This is a genomic window from Candidatus Rokuibacteriota bacterium, from assembly GCA_030647435.1.
In the GTDB taxonomy this organism is placed as follows: Bacteria; Methylomirabilota; Methylomirabilia; order Rokubacteriales; family CSP1-6; genus AR37.
The window spans coordinates 40,666-61,359 of the sequence record JAUSJX010000107.1; the positions used below are offsets into that span (position 1 = coordinate 40,666).

A 20,694-nucleotide genomic window follows, 5' to 3' on the forward strand; every position below is an offset into this window, starting at 1 on the left:
CACCCATGACCGACCCGGCCTTCCCCGCGCTCGTCGCCCTTCTGCTGCCGGCCTTCGCCTTCGTCGTCTTGGGTGTCGTGGCGCCGCTGCGACGGCTCGGGCGCCCGGCGGCGTATCTCTCCGTCGTGTTCTCGGCGGCCGCGCTCGTGGCGGCAATCGGCGCCCTCCGGCTTGCGGGCGGCGGCGGCTATTCCGAGTGGCTGTGGACCTGGATCCCGGCCGAGGCGGGCCCGCTCGCCACGGTCGGCGTGCTGGCCGACGGCGACTCGGCGCTGATGCTGGTGCTGGTGGCGCTCGTGTCCTTCCTGGTCCAGGTTTACTCGCTCGGTTATCTCTCCGACGAGGCCATGCCTTCGCTCGGCCGCTACTACGCCTACCAGTCGCTCTTCGCGTTCTCGATGATGGGGCTCGTGCTCGCGCCCAACTTCGTCCAGCTCTTTATCTGCTGGGAGCTGGTGGGCCTCTGCTCCTACCTCCTGATCGGCTACTGGTACACCAAGCCCGAGGCGGCGCGCGCCGCCGTCAAGGCGTTCTGGATCACCAAGGCGGGTGACGTCGGCCTGCTGATCGGCATCGTGCTTCTGTGGCGGCAGACGGGCACCTTCGACTTCCTCGAGCTGCTCATGCTGGCCGACGCGGGCGTTATCCCGCTGGCGGGTCTTGGCGTCATCACGTTCTGCATCTACCTCGGCGCCGCGGGCAAGTCGGCCCAGTTCCCGTTCCACGTCTGGCTGCCCGACGCCATGGAAGGCCCCACGCCCGTCTCCGCGCTGATCCACGCCGCGACCATGGTGACGGCCGGCGTCTACCTTCTCACGCGCACCATCTGGCTCTTCAAGCTCACGCCCGACGTCATGGAGATCATCGCGTGGAACGGCGCCTTCACCGCCCTCCTCGCTGCCGTGCTCGCCTGCGTCCAGACCGACATCAAGCGCGTGCTGGCGTACTCCACCGTCTCCCAGCTCGGCTACATGATGGCGGCGATGGGCGCGGGCTTCGCCTCGGCCGGGTTCCTCCATCTGCTGACCCACGGCATCTTCAAGGCGCTGCTCTTCCTCGGCGCCGGCGCGGTCATCCACGCCGTCGGCACCAACGACATCTTCAGGATGGGCGGGCTGTGGCGGACGATGCCGCAGACGACGATCGTCTTCATCGTCGGGACGCTGTCGCTGGCGGGCATCCCCTTCTTCGGGGGCTTTTTCTCCAAGGAGGAGATCCTGGGCGCGGTGCTCGTGGGCGGCTTCCCCGTCCCGTTCGCCATGCTGCTCCTGGGCGCCTTCCTCACGGCCTTCTATATGTTGCGCGTGGTCTTCGTCACCTTCTTCGGGGCTCCCGCCGTGGCGCACACGGGCGGCCACGGCGACGAGGACGACCACGTCCAGGACGCGCCGCCCTTCATGGCGCTGCCGCTGTGGATCCTGTCGGTGATGTCCGTGGGCGGGGGCATCCTCCTCGCCGTCTGGCACCCCAAGGCCGAGTTCGAGGCGCCGGGCTGGCTCACGTACGCCGCCGTCGGCGTCGCGGCGGCCGGCATCGCGCTCGCGTACCTCGTCTACCAGCGCCGCGCGATCAGCGCCGACGGGCTCGCCTCGGCGTTCGCGCCTATCCGAGCGGCGGCGCTCAGGCGCTTCTGGATCGACGACGTCTTCGCCGGGATCTACGGCTGGCTGATGCTGCCGTTCTCGAGGCTCGTGGGTTGGATCGACCGCTACTTCGTCGACGGCATCTTGAACGTCCTCTCGGCCTGGACGCTTATGGCCGGCGCCGGACTCAGGCGCATCCAGTCGGGCCGGGCGCAGGACTACGTCTACGGGATCGCGCTGGGCGTCCTCGCTCTGATGGTCGGGATGTGGTGGCTGCAATGACCCGGTTCCCGACGCTGTCCGTCATCACGTGGGCCCCGTTCGTGGGCGCCGTTCTCATCATGTTCCTGGCGCGGCGCCGTCCGCTCCTGGTCCGCTGGATCGCCCTTCTGTCCACGGGCGTCTCCCTGGCGCTCTCGATCCGGATCTTCGCGGCCTATGAGCGCGAGGCCGCCGGGTTCCAGTTCTACGAGGAGCTGCCGCTGGTGCCGCCGCTCGGCATCAACTACCAGCTGGGCGTGGACGGCATGAGCCTGCTCATGGTGCTGCTGACGAGCATCATCATCTTCGCGGGTGTCTTCGCCTCGTGGACGGTCAAGGAGCGCAGCCAGGAGTTCTACGCCCTCCTGCTGCTGCTCGTCACGGGCGTCTACGGCGTCTTCGTTTCGCTCGACCTCTTCGTCCTCTTTCTCTTCTACGAGATCGCCGTGCTGCCGATGTACCTCCTGATCGGGATCTGGGGCTCCTCGGGCGAGGTCCGCCCGCAGGGCATCTTCGGATGGGCTTTCCGCCGGACGGGCGTCGGCACCAAGGAATACGCGGCGATGAAGCTGACCCTGTATCTCCTCTTCGGGTCGGCCTTCATCCTGGTCGGCATCCTGGCGCTGTACGTCGCCTCGGGCTCGGTTTCCTTTTCGTTCCTCGAGATGGAGCAGATCCAGTTCGACCCGGCCGTGCAGTCCTGGGTCTTCCTCGCCTTCTACGTGGGCTTCGGGATCCTCGCGGGCATCTGGCCGCTGCACACGTGGTCGCCCGACGGCCACGCGTCCGCGCCCACCGCGGTGTCCATGCTCCACGCGGGCGTGCTGATGAAGCTGGGCGCGTACGGTGTCCTCCGCCTCGGTCTCGGGCTTCTCCCCGATGGCGCGACGCAGTGGGTGTGGCTGGTCGGCACCATCGCGTGCGTCAACATCGTCTACGGCGCGCTCTCCGCCATGGCGCAGACGGACCTCAAGTACGTCATCGCCTACTCCTCGGTCTCCCACATGGGCGTGGTCATGCTCGGCATGGCGACGCTGACGGAGACCGGGCTCAATGGGTCCATCTTCCAGATGTTCGCCCACGGGATCATGACCGGGCTCTTCTTCGCCCTGGTCGGCCTGGTCTACGAAAAGGCGCACTCGCGCGCCATCTTCTCCATGGGCGGCTTCGGCCAGATGATGCCGGGCATCGCGACGGCCTTCACCATCGCGGGCCTGTCGTCCCTGGGCCTGCCCGCGACGGCGGGCTTCGTCGCCGAGTTCCTGACCTTTCTCGGCGCCTGGCAGTCGGCCTACTCCTGGTGGCTCTTCCCCGGCGTGCTCGGCGCCTTCCTGACCTCCGTCTACATCCTCCGCGTCACCAAGCAGATCTTCTGGGGCCCGAAGAGCGCCGACCCGCACTTCCAGCACCTGCCCGACGCCCGGGGGCCCGAGTGGGTCGCGCTTATCATCCTGGTCGGCACGCTCGTGCTCTTCGGCGTCGCGCCGGGCATCGCCATCGGGCCCGTGGACACGGCGACCGTGCCGCTCCTGCTCCGGCTCGGAGTCCTGCCATGAGCGGCGGCATGGCGCTCGAAGTCGGGCTCGCGGTCCTGATCCTGCTGGTCTTCGTCGTGGGTCTCTCCTGGCGGGGCGAGGACAAGCGGCGGCTCGGCGGCTTAGTGGCCATCGGGCTCGCCATCCTGCTCTGGATGGCGTTCCGCGTTGAGCCGGGCGCCGTTCTCTTCGGAGGCAGCTTCGTCCAGGACGAGCTGGCGATTTTCTCGAAGCGGCTTTTCCTGCTGGCGACCTTCCTGGGTGTGCTGGCCTCGCTGTCCCTTCGCGCGCCCACCTTCGCGCGGCGGGCGACCGAGTACTACGTCGCCATGCTCGCCTCGCTGCTCGGGATGCTGGTGCTGGCCTCCGCACGCGAGCTCATCCTGCTCTTCGTCGCCTTCGAGCTGATGTCCATCCCGCTGTACGTCATCTCCGGGTTCCGCAAGCGGGAAGAGGAGGCCGTCGAGGCCGCGCTCAAGTTCTTCCTCATCGGCACGGTGTCCTCGGCCTTCATCGTCTACGGGCTGTCCTTCGTCTACGGCATCTCGAATACGACCGACATGGCGGGCGTGGCGGCGGCGCTCCAGGACGGCCACCCGCTGCTGATCCTGGGCATGGTGCTGACGCTCGGAGGCCTCGGTTTCAAGATCGCGGCCTTTCCCTTCCACATGTGGGTGCCGGACACGTACGAGGCGGCCAGCACGCCTTTCGTCGCGTGGCTGTCGGTGGCGCCCAAGGCCGCGGGCTTCGTCGTGATGTTCCGGCTCTACCTGGAAGGCGTCGGCGGGCCCGTGGTCCTCTGGGTGCCGCTCGCGGCGGGGCTGGCCGCGATCACGATCATCGCGGGCAACCTGATGGCCATCCCCCAGCAGAACATCAAGCGCCTGCTGGCCTACTCGGGCATCGCGCACATCGGCTACATGCTGGTCGGCTTCGCCGCCGTCTCGGCCTCGGGCGTGGCGATGATGCTCTTCTACCTGGTCGCCTACCTCTTCGGGAACATGGGCGCCTTCTTCGTGGTGGAGGCGGTGGCCCAGTCCGACGGCTCCGAGGCCATCTCGGCGTACCGGGGACTCGCCCAGCGGTCGCCATTGCTCGCGCTCTCGATGCTGCTCTTCCTGCTGTCCCTGGGCGGGATCCCGTTCGTCGCGGGCTTCTGGGCCAAGCTCTTCGTCTTTTGGGCCGCGGTCGAGGGCTGCACCGGCTGGTGCCAAATGTATTGGCTGGTGCTGCTTGGTGCTATCCTGACGGTCGTGGCGCTCTTCTACTATCTGCTCGTGGCCAAGCGCATGTACATCGACGCCCCCGAGCGCAGGCAGCCGGTGGCCGTCTCGCCCTTCCTGGCGTTCTCCATCTTCGTCTGCGCCGCGGGCGTCGTCGGCATCGGCGCGTACCCGAAGCCCCTCGTGATGGCGGCCCTGCGCGCCGCCTCGGGCCTGTTCTAGCGCATGCTCTCGCGACGCGTTTCAGCCGCCGCCGTCATGGCCGTGCTGCTGGGGGCCGCGGTCGCCTTCGCTCAGGCGCCCACGGTGACCGAGAGCCGGGGCCTGCGCATCCAGTGGGCGGTCGAGCCCCAGACGCGCGACTTCAACGCCGTCTGCGGTCAGATCTTCAACGATCAGCGCACGAGCGCCAAGAACATCGGCCTCATGGTCCAGGGCGTGGATGGTGACCACGTGACGTCCAGGAACATTCCCAACGTCGCCCGGGAGATCCTCGGCCAGTCAGGATGGCAGTTCTGCGGGACGGTGCTGAAGGCGGCGGCCTACCGCGTGATCGTCACGTCCGTGGACTGGGACACGAACGTCGGTCAGTAGCGACGCCCTACGCCGCGCGGCCGAGCGCCGCCGGCACCCGCGCAGGGCTTGGTCTCCAGACGAGCGCGTAGCCCGCAGGCACGCGCGACAGCACCACCGGCCACACCTCTTCGAGGATGGACTCCCAGCCCGCCGGCACGAAGATCTCGACCCTGCCCGTGCCGCGCTGAGCGCCGGCCGTGACGCGCACGGCGACCAGCGATTCGCCGCCGAGCTGATGGTTGACGGCCGCCTGGATGTCGGCCTGGAGTCCGAGCGCGCGATCCTCGAGCTTGTCGCGCCGGGCCCGCCAGAAAAGCGGCCCCAGGAACAGCAGGGATATCAGCATCACTACGAGCCACGTTGTCATGGTCATCGCCTCCACCCATTACGACGCGGCCGGCGGGGAGGGGGATTCAGGAGAGATAGGTGTCCAGGTACTTCGTGTCGGCGAGATCCGGCAGGCCGACGGTCTCGGGCGCGCGGCCTTCGAAGGCGGCGCGCGGCGCGAGCCCGACGAGCTCGGCGCGACTGATCGTGAGACCACGCAGCGCGGCCTCTGCGGTAACCGCATCGTAGGCACGGGCGATGCCGGTGCGCCGGTAGTCGAGAAGGTTCATCGAGACCTGGACGAGCCCGCGGCGCTCGAGCGGCAGCCCAAGCGCCTGGACGCACGCCATGCCTCCCGAGGACTCCCGCACGGCACGCGCGATGGCTGTCGCGGCGCCGAGATCGGTAGAGTCGAGCCACACGTTGTAGGCGACGAGCACGTCGCGGGCGCCGACGGCGACGGCCCCGACGCGCGGGTTGAATGTCGCGGGCCCGCAGTCGGGGCTCCACGCTGGGTCGGCGAGCTTCTGCGGCAGGCCCTCGTATTCCCCCCTGCGGATATCGCGGACCGCGCGACGTTCGGGGCGCGTCGCTGCGGCGCCGTAGAAGTAGACGGGCAGGCCGTACTCCCGGCCGAGGCGCTCGCCGACGCGCCGCGCGACGGCGACGGCGTCGGCCATGGCGAGATCGCGCAATGGGACGAAGGGCAGCACGTCGAGCGCCCCCATGCGCGGGTGGATGCCGCGGTGCGCTCGCATGTCCACGCGCGCGAACACCGCCGCGGCCAGCGCCAGCGCCGCCTCCTCGACGGCCTGCGGCGCGCCGAGGAAGGTGAAGACCGAGCGGTGGTGGTCGGGGTCGGCGTGGACATCGGCGAGCCTCGCGCCGGGAACGCCGCGCACCGCGTCGGCAACGGCCTCGACAGTGCGCAGGTCGCGGCCTTCGCTCACGTTCGGGACGCACTCGAGGAGCGGGCTAGCCACGGGGCCGTATCATACCGCGGGGTACTGGGCCAATTTGCTTCGCCATACTTCGTTCTCGGTCGCCAGCGGCGCTCAACGTACACCCACGTACGCCTCGCGCCGCTGGCTCCCTCGGGCCTCGTCGGGCTCGCAACTTGACCCAGTACCGGCCGCGCCTTGCTCCTGTAACGCGCGGCTTCTATACTACGGAGGCCATGCCGTTTCTCCCCGTGGGCAAGCTCCCCGCCGAGCTGCTCCAGCGACTTTTCGGCAAATACGTGCCGGCCGACCCGCGCGTCATCGTGGGACCGCAGGTGGGCGAGGACGCCGCCGTCCTCGACATGGGCGACCGCTATCTCGTCGCCACGACGGATCCCATCACCTTCGCCACCGACGAGATGGGCTGGTACGCGCTGCACGTCAACGCCAACGACCTTGCCGTGCGTGGCGCAGAGCCGCGCTGGTTCATGGCGACCGTGCTCCTGCCGGAGGGCAAGAGCCACGAGGCGCAGGTGGAACAGCTCTTCGCCGAGGTCGCGGAAGCGTGCGCCGCTGTCGGCGTCTCGCTCGTGGGCGGGCACACGGAAGTGACCGCCGGGCTCCCGCGCCCCATCGTCGTCGGCGCCATGCTGGGCGAGGTCGACAAGGACCGGCTCGTGACGACGGGTGGTGCCCAGATCGGCGACGCCGTGCTGCTGACCAAGGGCGTGCCGCTCGAGGGCGCGTCGATCATTGCGCGAGAGCGCCGCGAGGAAGCGCTCCGCCGCGGCGTGCCCGCCGAGATCGTGGAGCGCGCTCGCGGCTTTCTCCGCAGCCCGGGCATCAGCGTCGTGCCCGAGGCGCGCGCGGCCTGCGACGCGGCGCGCGTGCATGCGATGCACGACCCGACGGAGGGCGGGCTCGCCACCGCCTGCTGGGAGATGGCCCAGGCGGCCGGCGTGGGGCTTCGCATAGACCGCGAGCGCGTGCCGGTCCTGCCCGAGGGGCGCCGGCTCTGCGAGGCCTTCGGCCTCGACCCGATCGGCACCATCGCATCGGGCTCGCTCCTGATGACCGTCGCGCCGGAAGACGCCGACGCCGTCACGAATGCCTGCCGCGCCGCCGGCATCGACTGTGCCGCCATCGGCCGCGTCACGCCGGCCTCGGACGGCGTCGCGCTCGTCTCGGGCGGTCACCCGCGCCCCATGCCGAGCTTCCCGCAGGACGAGGTCACGCGCATCTTCGCCACCGACGCTCCCCCTCACCCTGACCCTCTCCCCCTCCGGGGGCGAGGGGATCGAAAGCCCTGATGCCCCAAATAGGTTACGCGCACCGCCAGGCGCCGATGGCGAGGGACGGCATGGTCGCCTCGTGCCACCCGCTCGCCTCGCTGGCGGGAGTGGAGATCCTCAAGTCAGGCGGCAACGTGGCGGACGCCGCCATCGCCACCAATGCCGTGCTGAGCGTGACGCAACCCAACTTCTGCGGCGTGGGCGGCGACTTCTTCTGCCTCTACTACGAAACCGAGAGTCGGCGAGTCCATTTCCTGAACGGCGCGGGGCGCTCGGGCTCGCGCGCGGGCCTCGAGGAGCTCGGGCGCCGCGGGCTCGCCGCCGTCCCGTTGATCGGCCCCGGCGCGGTGTCGGTGCCGGGCGCGACGCGGGCGTGGTCCATGCTCCTCGAGCGTTTCGGCACGCGCCCGCTCAAGAGCCTCTTGGTACCCGCCATCCACTACGCCGCCGACGGCTTTCCGCTGACGGACATCGTCAGCCAGGCCATCCGCGAGCGCGCCCCACTGATCGACGACGCCGAGTGGCGCCGCATCTTCATCCCGGGCGGCGGCTTCGCCGAGCCGGGCGATATTTTTCGCCAGCCCGACCTCGCGCGCACGCTGACCGAGCTGGGGGAGAACCCCGACCTCTTCTACCGCGGCCGGGTCGGGCAGGCGATCGCGAAGCGCCTGGAACGCGACGGCTTCCTCACTGCGGATGATCTAGCCGGGCACACGGGCGCGTGGGGCGAGCCCATCAGCACCACCTATCGCGGCTACACGGTGTGGGAGACGCCGCCGCCGACGCAGGGCATCGCCACGCTCATGACCCTCAACCTCCTCGAGGGTTTCGACGTGACGGCGCACCCGATCCACTCCGTCGAGCACCTCCATCTGCTCCTCGAGATGACCAAGCTCGCCTACGCCGACCGCGATCGCTGGGTGGCCGATCCGGCCACGTCGCGCCTGCCCGTTCTATCCCTGCTCGACAAGGCCTATGCCGCGCGCAGGCGCGCCGCCTTCGACCCGGACAAGGCCCAGCGCTACGAGCCGGGCGAGGTCGACGGGGATACGACCGGCTTCGTGGTTGCCGACGGGCGCGGCAACGTCCTCTCGGTGATCCAGAGCCTCTACAAGGGTTTCGGCTCCGGCGTAGTGCCGCCCGGCACCGGTGTCGTGCTCCAGAACCGCGGCGCCTACTTCAATACGAATCCCGAGCACCCGAACTGCTTCGGGCCTCGCAAGCATCCCTTCCACACGCTCATCGCCTGCATCGTGACGCGCGGGGAGCGGCCGGTGCTGGGGCTCGCCAACATGGGGGGCGACGGGCAGGCGATGTTCCACACTCAGATCCTCACCAACGCGCTCGACTACGGCATGGAGATCCAGGAGGCGATCGAGCGGCCGCGCTTCTTCATGGGACGCATCAATCCGGGCGACGCCCCCGACTTGGTGCGGCTGGAGAGCCGCGTCCCCGTGCCCGTGCGCGAAGAGCTGATGCGCCGCGGGCACAACATCCTGCCCGTGTCCGACTGGTTTACCTCGGAGGGGCACGCCCACGCCGTGGCCGTCTTGAAGGACGGCGTCCTTCGGGGCGGCGCAGACCCGCGCGGAGACGGCGCGGCTGTGGGATATTGAAGGTATGCGAGCTATCCGATTGATCGCGGTGGTTCTGGCGTTGGCGCTGGCCCTGCCGGCAGCGGCAGGGGCGGCCAGCTGGGGAGGCATCGAGCCCGGCGACACCACGCTCGAGCAGGTGCGTGAGCGCTACGGCGCGCCGTCCAAGGAAACCAAGCAGAAGATCGAGAGCTACGACACCATGACCTGGATCTACGAGGGCCCCAAGGCGCCGGGAGGCATCAAACGGATGGTGGTGGAGTTCGGCATCCTCAAGCCCGACGGCTTCAAGCCGAATGTTGTTCGCGTCTTCGTCCTCGAGCCCAGGCCGAGCATCTTCGCCGTCCAGACCGTGATCGACGGCTGGGGGCTGCCGTCGGCGGCCGGTGATCAGAGCGGCTTTCCCACGATGCTCTACGAGGCGGGACTTCTCGTCGTCTTCGACAAGCGGACCCTCTGGGCGGAATCCATGACCTTCACGCTGCCTCAGCCCCTGCTGCAGGCCCCCGCGGCCGGCGCCGCGCCCGCTCCGGCTCCCGCTCCACCAAAGGCGCCCACGACGCCCAAGCCCGGCTCGACGTCGCCCGCCGGCCCGCGTCCGTAGCGGATGGTCGATCACCTCCTCGCCTTCGACCCGGGCGGCCGGGGGATTGCGCGTTTCTTCGTGCCGGGCGGCGCGGCTCGCGCGGCGCGCGCGCTCCGGCGCGCGAAGCGCGTGCTTCTCACCACCGGTTTCTCCCTTGGCCCAGGACTGCCCGAGACCGACGGCCCGCCGGGCACGGCCTCGCTGGGCAGGGCGCTCCGCGCGCTCGGCGCCGAGGTGACCTACATCACCGACGCCGCGTCCCTTCCACCCCTCCAGGCCGCTCTCAGCGTGCTCGGCGAGCCGCCCCGGATCCTGACCTTCCACGCGGGCGGCGACGCCGCGCTCACGGCGCGGCGGCTCTTGGCCGAGCACGCGCCGACCCACCTCGTCGCCATCGAGCGCCCGGGGCGCACGCGCGGCGGCCTATACCTGAGCATGCGCGGCGAGTCCGTCGGCGAGTGGAACGGGCCGCTCGACGCGCTCTTTCTCGAAGCCCCGCGGCGGGTGGTCACGGTCGGCGTCGGCGACGGAGGCAACGAGATCGGCATGGGCGCCCTGCACGCGCGTCTGCGGCGCGCGGGAGCGCGGATCAGGAAGGTCGCCTCGGTCGTCCCCGCGCGGTACGTGGTCGCCGCCGGCGTGTCGAACTGGGGCGCGTACGGTATCGTCGTCGAGCTGGCGCGTCTCTCGAAGCGCCCCTTGCTCCATACCGCGGACGAAGAGCGGCGCATGGTCCGCGCCTGTGTCGCGGCGGGCGCCGTGGACGGGATCACGCGCAAGCGTGAGGCGACCGTGGACGCGCTCCCTTTGGAGGCGCATGCGGGCATGGTAGAGTTGTTGCGTCTGATCCAGGATTCGTCACCCCACGGAGGCAAGACCCGATGACCCAGCCCGCGAAGCCGTCCAAGATCTTCGACACTTACCGTGCCATGCATCCGAAGTCGGCGGCGCTCTACGAGCGGGCGCGCGGCGTGATCGCCGGCGGCATCACCCACGACGGCCGGCACCTCAAGCCCTTCCCGGTCTACGTCGACCGCGCCCTGGGCTCCCGCAAGTGGGACGTGGACGGCCACGAATACGTGGACTACTGGATGGGCCACGGCGCGCTCTTCCTGGGGCACTGCCACCCGGCGGTCGTCAAGGCCATCCAGGAGCAGGCCCCGCGCGGCACGCACTTCGGCGCCTGCCACGAGCTGGAAGTGCGCTGGGCCGAGCTGGTCTGCAGGCTCGTCCCCTCGGCCGAGATGGTGCGCTTCACCATGTCGGGCACGGAGGCGACGCATCTGGCGCTCCGCATCGCGCGCGCCTACACGGGGCATCCGAAGGTGGTGAAGTTCCACGGCCACTTCCACGGCTGGCACGACGGCGTCGTCGCCGCGGTCAACCCGCCCTTCGACGTGCCGATGTCCGCGGGCGTGCCCTCGCAGATCCTCGACCAGCTCCTGCTCTGCCCGCCCAACGACATCAAGGTGGTGGACGGGCTGCTCCAGCGCGGCGACGTCGCGGCGGTGATCCTCGAGCCCGCGGGCGGGCAGTCCGGCACCACGCCGACCATCCCGGGCTACCTCCAGGAACTGCGCGCGCTGACCGAGCGCCATAACGTCGTGCTGATCTTCGACGAGGTCATCACGGGCTTCCGCTATGCGCCCGGCGGCGCCCAGCAGTACTTCGGCGTCACGCCTGACCTGACGACGCTGGCGAAGATCGTCGCCGGCGGCCTGCCCGGCGCCGTCGTCTGCGGCAAGAAGCCGCTCATGGCGACCATGGCCCACCGCGGCGACCCCGTCTGGGACCGGGCCGAGCGCGTGGCGCAGAACGGCACCTTCAACTCCAACCCCGTCTGCGCCGCCGCCGCCATCGCCACGCTCGAGCTGGTGCAGGACGGCGAGCTGCACGCGCGCGCGAACAAGGTGGCCGACGAGCTGCGCTCGGGCATCGCGGAGGTGATGAAGCGCGTGGGCGCGCCGGGCACCTGCTTCGGCGAATCGTCCATCTTCCACGTGTCCTTCGAGGGGCGGCCCGGGCTCGCCGGCTTCGACAGGCCGCGGCGCGGCGACCTCTACCAGATGCTCCGCTGCGCCCTGCTCAACAACGGCGTGGACTGCTCGAGCTACCACGGCTGGCTCTCCGCCGTGCACTCGGACGTGGACGTGGCGCGCACGCTCGCGGCCTACGAGAAGGCGTTGTCGGCGATGGCCGCCGACGGAGCCTTCAAAGGCGCCTGATCCCTCTCCTTGATCCCTCTCCCCCGTCTCGGGGGAGAGGGCAGGGTGAGGGGGTAGGGTGAGGGGGCGATGCCTCTCAGCGAAGCCGACCGCCGCGCCAAGCTCCAGGAGATCCAGGACCTGGCGCAGGGCTCCGAGGAGTTCGAGGGCGGCGCCACCTTCGAGGACGACATGGACGCCCTGGTCGTCGGCGACTGGGCCTTCTTCGCCATCGACGAGATCGGCGACCTCGCGCTGTCCTTCCACCTCGACGCCCACCCGCTCGCCGTCGCGCGCCTGACCCGCTTTCTCGTCCAGCACGAGGTGCCCTTCGTGCTGACCGAATCGTTCACCATCGACGAGGACGACCAGATCGTCTTCGAGTCCGACACCGGCGCCGACCTCCCCGACAAATAGAATGTCCCTCTCTGGCCACTAGTCCCCCTCTCCCCCACGAGGGCGATGTCCCCGATTTCCCTCTCCCCCACAAGGATGAGGTCTCAATTTTCCCTCTCCCCCATCGGGGGAGAGGGCAGGGTGAGGGGGCAGATTGAGGGGCCGTCTCGTGGACAGAGCCCGCCCCTTCTGGTATCCTCGCTACTTCGTGGTGGGCAGGTAGCTCAGTTGGTAGAGCACAGGACTGAAAATCCTGGTGTCGGCGGTTCAATCCCGTCCCTGCCCACCATTCTTTTCAACAGGTTGCCCGCTTCGAAATTCTCCCTGGATTGAGTTTGTGCCCAGATTTGTGCCCAAGTCAGGCACACTCCAGCACATTCCAGCTATGCATCCCGAACCCTAGAGGATGCGTTCAATGCCGATCGCAGCCCGGGCCGACGGCGGCTTCACCTTGTGAACTTCGTCAAGGAAGAATACTCTGCCTACGAGGTCGCAGGTGACCTTCGTCGCGAGCCTGGGCACGCCGATCAACCCCTATGCGATGACGTGAGCGCGCTCTCGACGAAGGAATCGGGCGTCAAGACGCCGGCCACCAGGTTTTGCAGGTCGACCGGAGCGAACGGCTTCGACAGGACGAAGCGCACGCCGGAGCGCAGCGTCTCTTCCGGGTCCAGCCTGTCCCCCCAGCCCGTGACGAACCCGAGAGGAATCCGAGGGAAGCGGCGACGGCATACGGCAGCCACATCCCAGCCCGACATTCCCGGCATGGAGACGTCGGTCAGGATGACGTCCACTCCCGCGCCGTCGCAGCAGGCCAATCCCTCTTCCCCGCTGGCCGCCTCGAGGACGGTGTGGCCAAAGGATGTCAGCATGTCCCGGAGCACGCATCGAATCTCAAGCTCGTCGTCGATGACCAGCACGCGGGCCGTGCGGACGGGCCGCAGCACCGACGCCGGAGCCTCTGCCGCCGGTTCCTCTGCCGCCGGTTCCTCCTTGCTGACCGGCAGGCGGACCACGAAGGTGCTGCCCACGCCCAGGCTGCTTTCGATGTCGATCGTGCCCCCGTGCCGCTTGACGATGCCCCAGGAGACCGACAGGCCGAGCCCGGTTCCACGGGAGCCCTTGGTCGTGAAGAATGGCTCCAGCACCCGCCACCGAATCTCGTCCGACATGCCGCAGCCCGTGTCCTGCGCGGCTATCGTCACTGTGTCCATGTCGCTCGAGACCCGGAAGATGAACCGGCCTCCCCCGGGCATGGCGTCGAGCCCGTTGATCAGCAGGTTCATGAACACCTCGCGCAGCTCCGCGGAGATCCCCGCTACGGGAGGAACCGGTCGGCCTTCGATCAGCACCTCGTAGACGATATTGCGGCTCTGCGCTTCGTCCTTCCAGCGTCCCCGCGTCAGCTCGATGACGTCCCGCAACAGTTCCGGAACCTCCACTCGCCCGGCAGGGCGCGTTTGGCGCGTCCGCGTGAACTCCTGAATCCGCCGAATGGTCTGGGCCCCGTCCCAGGCTGCCTGTCGAATGACCTTGACATTCCGGCAGATCTCCGGCTCCTGGACTTTGGCGAGCAAGACCTCCGCGCGTCCGACCACCACGGCCAGGAGATTGTTGAAGTCATGCGCGACGCCCGCCGCCATCTCGCCGAGCGCGCTCAGGCGCTCCGTCTGCACCAGTTGCTGCTGCTGTGTCTCGATCTCCTGCAGGGCGACTCGAAGCTCCTCGAGCAGCTGCGCGTTCTGGATCGCCACCCCCGCCTGAGAGGCCAGGGAAGCGGCGAGGTTGCGATAGCGCTCCGGGAAGGGCATGACCTCGTCATGCAGGGCTTCCGGCCGCGCCAGAGGCCGTCCGGGAACGCGCTTGCAATTGATCAGCTGCAGCACCCCGATGATCTCGCCGGCCGGAGTCTTCATCGGCACCACGAGCATCGACGTCGTCCGGTAGCCTATCCCCGCATCGACCTCGTTATTGATGCGGTAGGGGGATTTCGGAGGCAGGGCGTACGCGTCGTCGATCCGCAGGATCTCGCCCGACAGCGCAACATAGCCGGCGGCGCTCGTCGAGCTGATCGGCAGTATCCATTCACTGAGCGCCACACGCACGCTGTCGTTCTGAGCCAGCTTGAATCGCAGATGCTGCCCGCCGTCCGGAGTCTTCTCGACCACGTACAGCGAGCCGGCGTCGCTGCGGGTGATCTCCCGCCCCTTGGTCAGAATGAGCTCGAGGAGCGCGTCGAGATTGCGCTCGGCCGAAAGGCTTATCCCGATCGTGCTGAGCTCCTCGAGCTGCGTGCTCGTCTCGCGCGTCTCGGCCCTGACACACGCCTCCTCGCACGCGGCACGGAGCACCGCCGCGAGGGTGGACGGCTGGACCGATGGACTGAGATACGCGTAGCACGGGTGGCCCGGAACCCCATCGGAGACGCCGTCATTGACCAGCGCCACCACCGGCAATCCCGCGCGCTGCGCGACCGTCATCGCGGCAATGCCCGAATCGCCGCCGGGCAGATGGACGACCAGGACGCCGTGCGACCCCGAGCAGGCGACCGGCGACAAGTCGGTGGCGGGCCGAAGCTCGAGATCTTCGGGGAGATGCTCGAGCAGCGCGACGATCTCCGAACCAGGGACGTACCAGACGGGATGCCGGGACATTGGACTGCGGGCGCTCGGCCCTACTTCCCCTTCTTCTTCAGGACAGACGGTACGATAGTCGCGAGACCGCTGCCCGCCGTGCCAGGGCCAGCGCCGAAAGAGCGGCCATTGCCGACTCCCGAACCTGATGCGAAACCCCTTCCGCCGGCGTTCTTGTTCCCGCCGCCATTGCTCGAGCCACCACCATCGCCACCGCCGTTGCTTCCACTATTGCCGCCGCCACGACCCGCTCCGGAACCGCCCACGCCTACCGCACCAACCCCGTCTCCCGCATCCGAGACAACATCGATGACCTCGCCCTCTCCCTCCGCCCGGGCCTGCGCGCGCTGTCCTTTACGACTCGACCCGCTACCCAGGACCCCCTCTACTATCGCAACGGCGAGAGCCCGCTGCCGGTCAACGAGCGCGGACTGGAACTTCTCGGGAAGCGCTGTCCGTGTCGGCTGATTGGCCTTCAGGTTTGCTGTGACGGCTGCCGCCGCCGCCGGAGAGAGCGGACGCACTGCCCCGAGCGTATTGCCGGACACCGTGACGGACTGAAGAGTCTCCAGCTGGACGGGCGCCGCTCCTGGGTTGCTTCGCAGGGACACGTCGAGCTTGCCGTGGAGCAGGTGCACATTGGTGGAAGTCCCGAGTCGATCTCCACCGGCGGAATCGGGGACGATCTCGACCACCAGCACGGTCCCCCGGACCGCGGCCATCGCGTGCGGCGTGTGGACCTCGATGACTTCTCCCGGCCGCATCCGCTCCCGCACGACCGCGAGGCCGACCTTGCCCGACTGGAGATTCACCGTCGCGCGCCCGCCTTCTTCGGTCACGGTCAGCACCGAGAGCTCGCGCACCGTGAGCAGCGCCTTGCCGCCCATCAGGACGTGAACCAGCGAGTGTTCCTTGGTGGTGATCCGGTCCTGCGGAAAGACGTCATCGCGCTTCTTGAGAACCTGGTCTTGAGCCATGGCTGCCCGTGTCACGGTCGCCTCACCCACGAGGACACTCACGACACCGACACCCGACTGACCCTGCGCCCGGGCGTATCCCGGCGCGCCGACAACAAGCCCCGCTATTGCCAACGTCTTGATCGCACGCCATGCGGCCACTGTTTTCTCCAATCTGGCCAAGGGCACTTGGCTCCGTCTCCGTGTCCATCTGGTGACTGTGCAGCTGTCACAGTGTTGAGTAGCAACGGAGGTGCCAAGGCGCTAGATGCCGTGCGACTCATTGAAAGAATTGGGCTGTTCTCAGGTTGACGGAGGTCTAGGGCAACAACATGACAATCATGGGCATGGCATCCGCCGAGGATTGATGGGACCGCCCCCCCTGAAATCCGGGGCAGCCGCGAGGTTTGGATCAGGCAACCAGAGAGCCGGTGGAAGTGAGAACGGCGCTCCTCAGCAGCGAGTGACGTGTGCGGAGACGGCGAGCCAGCCGCGCTCGCGGCGGGCCCACACGTCCGTGTAGCGGCCGGCGCCTGCCTGTCCATCCGGCCGCGTATACGTGGTCCGCGCGTGGATGATCGCGACGTCCCTCACGCGCGGGGCGATCTCGATCGACTCGCCGAGATGGAGCGAGTGACGGGAGTCCTAGGCGTCACGATTCAACAACTCGCTATCCGCCGCCCTGAGGAGTTTCAGGCGGTCATAGACGTGCTTCGGCGAGGGTTGGTCGAGGGTCTGATCGTCGACGCCGACGCCACGCTCTACACCTATCAACCTCAGATCATCGCCGCGGCGAGCGCACATCGCATCCCCACCGTCTTCGCCTGGCCGCGGCCCGTCGAGGACGGCGGATTGCTCGGCTATGGGGCGAGTGTCCCGGAGATGTATCGCCTCGCAGCGGTCTATGTGGACAAGATCGCCCGTGGCACGAATCCCGCCGATCTACCCGTTGAGAAGGTGTCGAGGTACCACCTCGCCATCAACCTCAAGACCGCGGAGCCGCTCGGCTTGACGATCCCGCAGTCGCTGCTGCTGCGGGCGGATCAGGTCATTCAGTAGGAGCCCGACCGGTTTGTGCCCAAACTGTGCCCAACTCAGGCGCATTCCTGATCATTCCAGCACACTCCAGCGCACGACGCCGTCGGGACCCTGCTGTTCAAGATCAAACACTTCTGCACACTTACACGGACCGGGAGATAGGACTGAAAATCCTGGTGTCGGCGGTTCAATCCCGTCCCTGCCCACCATTTCTTTCACTCACTTGCCCGTCACCGAATTCTTCCCGGTTTGAGTTTGTGCCCAGATTTGTGCCCAACTCAGGCACACTCGGGATCACTCCAGCGCACGTCAGTGGTCCAGGCCGTCGCGACCCCTTCCTTCCAGATCCAACTGGAACGCGCCTTACTGACCCGCTCCTGTCTTCTTCTTCGGGCCCCGGTTTGACTTGCCCCGCGCGCTCTGACAGGATCGGCGCGAGATGCCACGGTTCATCCGCGCTGTGACAGGGGGACCCAGGGCCGCCGGGTCCGAGAACAGGGGGTTACGTTGCTTACGCGCGGCTTCTCCGTTTGGAAGGTCGACGCGATTTTGGCGCCCGGCGCGCCGGGGGAAGAATGCCGCGCGGCTCGTACAGCCTCACGGCCTTACGGCTGACTCCACTCCGCTTGGCAACCTTACCGATGAGCAGCCCGCTCGGGTCCATGCCCATGCCCATACCCTAAACCCTGCCCCATAGGGCAAGGTCTAAGGGTCAAACTGAGACACTACCCAACTCTCAAAGTGAGACACTACCGTCCTATGCGCCCAGTGCGATATGTTAGTGCTGTATGTTACAGTTGGTACCCTACGCTGGCCAACGCGATGATGGCAATCGCGCGGCGCGCCGGCAATCGCTCCACAACGCGGAGGCGTGAAAATGCGCAAACCCACGGCGATCGGGATCGTGTCCCTCCTGCTAGGCCTCGCGGCGTTCCTCGCCGCCCCACCCGGCGCGGGCGCTCAGGACGAGGTCAAGCTCGGCGCGTTCCTGCCCATCTCCGGGATCAGCGCCGACGTGGGCGCGCAGATGAAGGCCGGCGCCGAGGTCGCGCTCGAGCGCTTGGGGACGGTCCAGGTGGGCGGCAAGCCGATGAAGGTTCGCGTCATCTGGTACGACGACGAGGGCAAGGGCGACGTGGGTCTCAACGTCGTCACGCGCGCACTCACCGTCGACAAGATCCACGTGGGCATGGGCTTTCTCTCCAGCGACGTCTTCATCCGCGTGATGGACGAGTTCCAGAAAAGCTCGACGCCGGTGGTCACCTGCTGCTCGGCGTCACTCAAGATCCCCGACAAGATCGCCCAGAACAAGATGCAGTACGTCTTCCAGCTCAGCCCCACGGCCAACGACATCGTGCGCTCGGTGGCGGCCGCCGTCGGGCAATACGTGAAGCCGAAGAAAATCGCGCTGCTGAACGAAAACACCGACGCGGGACGTGACTTCTCCCGCATCGCGCGCGAGTGGTTCGCCGCCAACGCCAAGGACGCCGAAGTCGTCGCCGACGAGTTCGTCGACCGCGGCGTGACGGACTTGACGCCGCAGTTCGCGAAGATCAAGCGCTCCGGCGCGCAGGCGATCATCGGCGAGATCTATGGTTCCAGCGGTTCCGTGCTCTTCAGCCAGTGGTACGAGCTCAAGGTCCCGGCCGTCCTGGCCCACATGGGCGCGACCGTGAGCGCGCAGACGTTCATCGAACAGTACGTCAAGCAGACTGACCTCGCCATCGTCAACAACCGCTGGTGGCCGGCGAAGTACTCCGAGGTGTCGGAGCCGATGATGGTGGCCTACAAGAAGAAGACCGGCACCGATGCGACCAACTTCGCGGTGCAGGCGCACGACGCCACCCTCGTGTTGCTCGAGGCGATCCGGACATCGGGAAGCCTCGACCCGCAGAAGATCCAGGCGGCCCTCGAGAGCACCACCTTCGTGACGGCGTGGGGCACCCGCAAGTTCACGTCGCTGGCCGAGGGGCACCGCATGCCCATCCAGACCGTGGTCGTGCAGATCCAGGGCGGCAAGAAGGTGCCCATCTATCCCGAATCGGTCGCGGCGGCCGCTGGCGGCAAGTACGTGCCGGTACCCCCGTACGCGTGGGAAAAGAAGTAGCGCCGCCGAAGCTCGCCCTCGCCGGCCTCAGCAAGTGGTTCGGTGGCCTCCGCGCCGTCGGCGCCTGCTCGTTCGAGATCGCGCCCGGCACCGTGGTGGGCCTCATCGGCCCCAACGGCTCCGGCAAGAGCACGCTCTTCAACCTGGTCACCGGGCTCTTGCGGCCCGACGAGGGCGCCATCTTCTACGACGGCGAGCGCATCGACGGGCTCGCCACCCACGAGATCGCGCGCCGCGGTGTGGGCCGCACCTTTCAGTCCGTGAAGATCTTCCGCGACCTGCCCGTCCGCGAGAACCTCGCCATCGCCGCCATGGGGCGTGGCCTCCGCGGCTGGGAGCCGCGCGCTGACGAGTGGCTCGCGCGCATGGGTCTCACGCGACTCGTCGATGCGCCCGCGGGCACCCTCTCCATCGGCCAGCAGCGCCTGCTCGAGCTGACGATGAACCTGGTAATCGACCCGGAGTTCTTGCTGCTCGACGAGCCCCTCGCGGGCGTGCACCCCGTGATCCGGCGCCAGATCGCCGACACGCTGAACGATCTGCGCGCGCGGGGCCGTACCCTGCTGATCATCGAGCACCACATGCCGTTCGTGATGGGACTCTGCGACAAGATCGTGGTGATGGATCACGGCGAGAAGATCGCGGAAGGACCTCCGGAGGCGATCCGCGCCGACCCGCGCGTGATCGCGGCCCTGCTCGGACGGGCGGAGCGCGGGAGCGACGATGCTCGAGCTTGAGGGCGTTCGCTCCGGGTACGGCAAGCTCGAGATCCTCCAGTCGGCTTCGCTCCGGGTTCCCGACGGCGCGATCGTCGGCATCATCGGGCCCAACGGCGCCGGCAAGTCCACGCTGCTCAAGACCGCGTTCGGCTATCTCCCGCCCTCCGCGGGCCGCATCGTGCTCGACGGTCGCGAGATCGCGGGGCGCCGGCCCGACGAGATCATGCGCTTGGGGGTCGGCTACCTCGCCCAGGCGGGCGGGTTGTTCGCGGAGATGACCGTGCACGATAACCTCGTGCTTGGCGGCTACACCGCCTCGCGCGCCGACAAGCGTCACGCAATCGACCACGTCTACACCCGCTTTCCCCTGTTCCGCGACCGCCGCCGCCAGCTCGCCGGCGCCCTCTCCGGGGGTGAGCAGCGCCTGCTCGCCATTGCGCGCGCCCTCATCGTTCGCCCGCACCTCCTGCTGCTCGACGAGCCGTCGGCGGCGCTGGCCCCGCGGTTCATCGACGAGGTCTACGCGACGCTCGTGGCGCTCAACCGCGACGGCATCGCCCTGCTGATCGTCGAGCAGAACGTCGAGGCGATCCTTGCCGTTGCCCACCGCGTGTTCGTGCTCGACCTCGGCCAGAACGCCTTTGACGGGACACCGTCCGAGCTCCGCGCCTCCGATAGCATTCGGCGGCTCTACCTCGGCGAAGACGCGGCATAGCACGACG

The 20,694-nt window shown here is 68.2% G+C and carries 19 protein-coding genes, 1 tRNA gene and 1 pseudogene; 15 read left to right on the forward strand and 6 right to left on the reverse strand.

The features are described from left to right. The first annotated feature begins 5 nt into the window (after positions 1-5). The 4 genes from nuoL to Q7W02_19025 are packed head-to-tail and all read left to right on the forward strand — an operon-like array spanning position 6 to position 5,196. On the forward strand, positions 6-1,865 hold the full coding sequence (gene nuoL / locus Q7W02_19010; protein MDO8478248.1) for an NADH-quinone oxidoreductase subunit L: 1,860 nt from the start codon (positions 6-8) through the stop codon (positions 1,863-1,865). After that, the gene (locus tag Q7W02_19015) at positions 1,862-3,400 is read left to right on the forward strand and encodes an NADH-quinone oxidoreductase subunit M (protein ID MDO8478249.1); all 1,539 of its coding nucleotides are present in this window, start codon (positions 1,862-1,864) and stop codon (positions 3,398-3,400) included. The genes nuoL and Q7W02_19015 overlap by 4 nt, the downstream gene beginning before the upstream one ends. Continuing rightward, positions 3,397-4,824 carry an NADH-quinone oxidoreductase subunit N gene (locus Q7W02_19020; GenBank protein MDO8478250.1) on the forward strand — a complete coding sequence of 476 codons (1,428 nt, stop codon included), beginning with the start codon at positions 3,397-3,399 and terminating at the stop codon, positions 4,822-4,824. Before Q7W02_19015 ends, Q7W02_19020 begins: the two co-directional genes overlap by 4 nt. A gap of 3 nt (positions 4,825-4,827) precedes the next feature. Further along, positions 4,828-5,196: a hypothetical protein gene (locus Q7W02_19025; protein MDO8478251.1), complete on the forward strand. Its 369-nt coding sequence runs from the start codon at positions 4,828-4,830 to the stop codon at positions 5,194-5,196. Positions 5,197-5,203: 7 nt separating this feature from the next. Here Q7W02_19025 and Q7W02_19030 read toward each other — a convergent pair whose 3' ends face one another. After that, positions 5,204-5,545: a hypothetical protein gene (locus Q7W02_19030; protein MDO8478252.1), complete on the reverse strand. Its 342-nt coding sequence runs from the start codon at positions 5,543-5,545 to the stop codon at positions 5,204-5,206. A 46-nt stretch (positions 5,546-5,591) separates the two neighbouring features. Further along, on the reverse strand, positions 5,592-6,488 hold the full coding sequence (gene ftcD, locus Q7W02_19035) for a glutamate formimidoyltransferase (protein MDO8478253.1): 897 nt from the start codon (positions 6,486-6,488) through the stop codon (positions 5,592-5,594). A 194-nt stretch (positions 6,489-6,682) separates the two neighbouring features. Here ftcD and Q7W02_19040 point away from each other — a divergent pair, with 194 nt between their 5' ends. The 7 genes from Q7W02_19040 to Q7W02_19070 all read left to right on the forward strand — a co-directional run bounded on the left by Q7W02_19040 (position 6,683) and on the right by Q7W02_19070 (position 12,808). After that, positions 6,683-7,756 (forward strand): AIR synthase family protein, encoded by a 1,074-nt coding sequence (locus Q7W02_19040; GenBank protein MDO8478254.1) that lies wholly within the window; start codon positions 6,683-6,685, stop codon positions 7,754-7,756. Beyond that, positions 7,756-9,354, forward strand: coding sequence for a gamma-glutamyltransferase (gene ggt / locus Q7W02_19045; protein ID MDO8478255.1), 1,599 nt, complete (start codon positions 7,756-7,758; stop codon positions 9,352-9,354). Before Q7W02_19040 ends, ggt begins: the two co-directional genes overlap by 1 nt. Positions 9,355-9,358: 4 nt before the next feature. Continuing rightward, complete coding sequence (locus tag Q7W02_19050; protein MDO8478256.1) at positions 9,359-9,937, forward strand: hypothetical protein; 579 nt, start codon at positions 9,359-9,361, stop codon at positions 9,935-9,937. Positions 9,938-9,940: 3 nt separating this feature from the next. Next, positions 9,941-10,804 carry a DUF4392 domain-containing protein gene (locus Q7W02_19055; protein MDO8478257.1) on the forward strand — a complete coding sequence of 288 codons (864 nt, stop codon included), beginning with the start codon at positions 9,941-9,943 and terminating at the stop codon, positions 10,802-10,804. After that, positions 10,801-12,144 (forward strand): aspartate aminotransferase family protein, encoded by a 1,344-nt coding sequence (locus tag Q7W02_19060; GenBank protein ID MDO8478258.1) that lies wholly within the window; start codon positions 10,801-10,803, stop codon positions 12,142-12,144. Before Q7W02_19055 ends, Q7W02_19060 begins: the two co-directional genes overlap by 4 nt. Before the next feature lie 69 nt (positions 12,145-12,213). Then, positions 12,214-12,540 carry a hypothetical protein gene (locus Q7W02_19065; GenBank protein ID MDO8478259.1) on the forward strand — a complete coding sequence of 109 codons (327 nt, stop codon included), beginning with the start codon at positions 12,214-12,216 and terminating at the stop codon, positions 12,538-12,540. A gap of 192 nt (positions 12,541-12,732) precedes the next feature. Then, positions 12,733-12,808 (forward strand) — tRNA-Phe (locus Q7W02_19070). A gap of 238 nt (positions 12,809-13,046) precedes the next feature. Here Q7W02_19070 and Q7W02_19075 read toward each other — a convergent pair. The 3 genes and pseudogenes from Q7W02_19075 to Q7W02_19085 all read right to left on the reverse strand — a co-directional run bounded on the left by Q7W02_19075 (position 13,047) and on the right by Q7W02_19085 (position 16,702). Continuing rightward, the gene (locus tag Q7W02_19075) at positions 13,047-15,173 is read right to left on the reverse strand and encodes a response regulator (GenBank protein MDO8478260.1); all 2,127 of its coding nucleotides are present in this window, start codon (positions 15,171-15,173) and stop codon (positions 13,047-13,049) included. 20 nt (positions 15,174-15,193) lie between these two features. Continuing rightward, entirely contained in the window at positions 15,194-16,144 is a 951-nt protein-coding gene (locus Q7W02_19080; GenBank protein ID MDO8478261.1) for a FecR domain-containing protein, read from the reverse strand. A gap of 417 nt (positions 16,145-16,561) precedes the next feature. Then, a pseudogene (locus Q7W02_19085) lies at positions 16,562-16,702 on the reverse strand (DUF3225 domain-containing protein). A gap of 30 nt (positions 16,703-16,732) precedes the next feature. On the opposite strand from Q7W02_19085, the gene Q7W02_19090 reads away from it, so the two are divergent. Then, the gene (locus tag Q7W02_19090; GenBank protein ID MDO8478262.1) at positions 16,733-17,167 is read left to right on the forward strand and encodes an ABC transporter substrate binding protein; all 435 of its coding nucleotides are present in this window, start codon (positions 16,733-16,735) and stop codon (positions 17,165-17,167) included. Between the two features lie 490 nt (positions 17,168-17,657). On the opposite strand, the gene Q7W02_19095 is transcribed toward Q7W02_19090, so the two are convergent. Next, the gene (locus tag Q7W02_19095; protein MDO8478263.1) at positions 17,658-17,810 is read right to left on the reverse strand and encodes a MerR family DNA-binding transcriptional regulator; all 153 of its coding nucleotides are present in this window, start codon (positions 17,808-17,810) and stop codon (positions 17,658-17,660) included. Between the two features lie 213 nt (positions 17,811-18,023). Between Q7W02_19095 and Q7W02_19100 the strand changes: the two genes are divergently transcribed. The 3 genes from Q7W02_19100 to Q7W02_19110 are packed head-to-tail and all read left to right on the forward strand — an operon-like array spanning position 18,024 to position 20,687. Next, a complete protein-coding gene (locus Q7W02_19100) occupies positions 18,024-19,253 on the forward strand; it encodes an ABC transporter substrate-binding protein (GenBank protein ID MDO8478264.1) in 1,230 nt (409 codons plus the stop codon). Beyond that, entirely contained in the window at positions 19,238-19,990 is a 753-nt protein-coding gene (locus Q7W02_19105; protein ID MDO8478265.1) for an ABC transporter ATP-binding protein, read from the forward strand. The genes Q7W02_19100 and Q7W02_19105 overlap by 16 nt, the downstream gene beginning before the upstream one ends. After that, positions 19,977-20,687 carry an ABC transporter ATP-binding protein gene (locus Q7W02_19110; protein MDO8478266.1) on the forward strand — a complete coding sequence of 237 codons (711 nt, stop codon included), beginning with the start codon at positions 19,977-19,979 and terminating at the stop codon, positions 20,685-20,687. Before Q7W02_19105 ends, Q7W02_19110 begins: the two co-directional genes overlap by 14 nt. The last annotated feature ends 7 nt before the right edge of the window (positions 20,688-20,694 follow it).

What these genes read in the sequence shown, in the direction of transcription:
- nuoL (MDO8478248.1), top strand. Translation starts at nt 6, where the DNA reads ATGACCGACCCGGCCTTCCCCGCGCTCGTCGCCCTTCTGCTGCCGGCC.
- Q7W02_19015 (MDO8478249.1), top strand. Translation starts at nt 1,862, where the DNA reads ATGACCCGGTTCCCGACGCTGTCCGTCATCACGTGGGCCCCGTTCGTG.
- Q7W02_19020 (MDO8478250.1), top strand. Translation starts at nt 3,397, where the DNA reads ATGAGCGGCGGCATGGCGCTCGAAGTCGGGCTCGCGGTCCTGATCCTG.
- Q7W02_19025 (MDO8478251.1), top strand. Translation starts at nt 4,828, where the DNA reads ATGCTCTCGCGACGCGTTTCAGCCGCCGCCGTCATGGCCGTGCTGCTG.
- Q7W02_19030 (MDO8478252.1), bottom strand. Translation starts at nt 5,545, where the DNA reads ATGACAACGTGGCTCGTAGTGATGCTGATATCCCTGCTGTTCCTGGGG.
- Q7W02_19040 (MDO8478254.1), top strand. Translation starts at nt 6,683, where the DNA reads ATGCCGTTTCTCCCCGTGGGCAAGCTCCCCGCCGAGCTGCTCCAGCGA.
- ggt (MDO8478255.1), top strand. Translation starts at nt 7,756, where the DNA reads ATGCCCCAAATAGGTTACGCGCACCGCCAGGCGCCGATGGCGAGGGAC.
- Q7W02_19050 (MDO8478256.1), top strand. Translation starts at nt 9,359, where the DNA reads ATGCGAGCTATCCGATTGATCGCGGTGGTTCTGGCGTTGGCGCTGGCC.
- Q7W02_19055 (MDO8478257.1), top strand. Translation starts at nt 9,941, where the DNA reads ATGGTCGATCACCTCCTCGCCTTCGACCCGGGCGGCCGGGGGATTGCG.
- Q7W02_19060 (MDO8478258.1), top strand. Translation starts at nt 10,801, where the DNA reads ATGACCCAGCCCGCGAAGCCGTCCAAGATCTTCGACACTTACCGTGCC.
- Q7W02_19065 (MDO8478259.1), top strand. Translation starts at nt 12,214, where the DNA reads ATGCCTCTCAGCGAAGCCGACCGCCGCGCCAAGCTCCAGGAGATCCAG.
- Q7W02_19075 (MDO8478260.1), bottom strand. Translation starts at nt 15,173, where the DNA reads ATGTCCCGGCATCCCGTCTGGTACGTCCCTGGTTCGGAGATCGTCGCG.
- Q7W02_19090 (MDO8478262.1), top strand. Translation starts at nt 16,733, where the DNA reads ATGGAGCGAGTGACGGGAGTCCTAGGCGTCACGATTCAACAACTCGCT.
- Q7W02_19095 (MDO8478263.1), bottom strand. Translation starts at nt 17,810, where the DNA reads ATGGACCCGAGCGGGCTGCTCATCGGTAAGGTTGCCAAGCGGAGTGGA.
- Q7W02_19100 (MDO8478264.1), top strand. Translation starts at nt 18,024, where the DNA reads ATGCGCAAACCCACGGCGATCGGGATCGTGTCCCTCCTGCTAGGCCTC.
- Q7W02_19110 (MDO8478266.1), top strand. Translation starts at nt 19,977, where the DNA reads ATGCTCGAGCTTGAGGGCGTTCGCTCCGGGTACGGCAAGCTCGAGATC.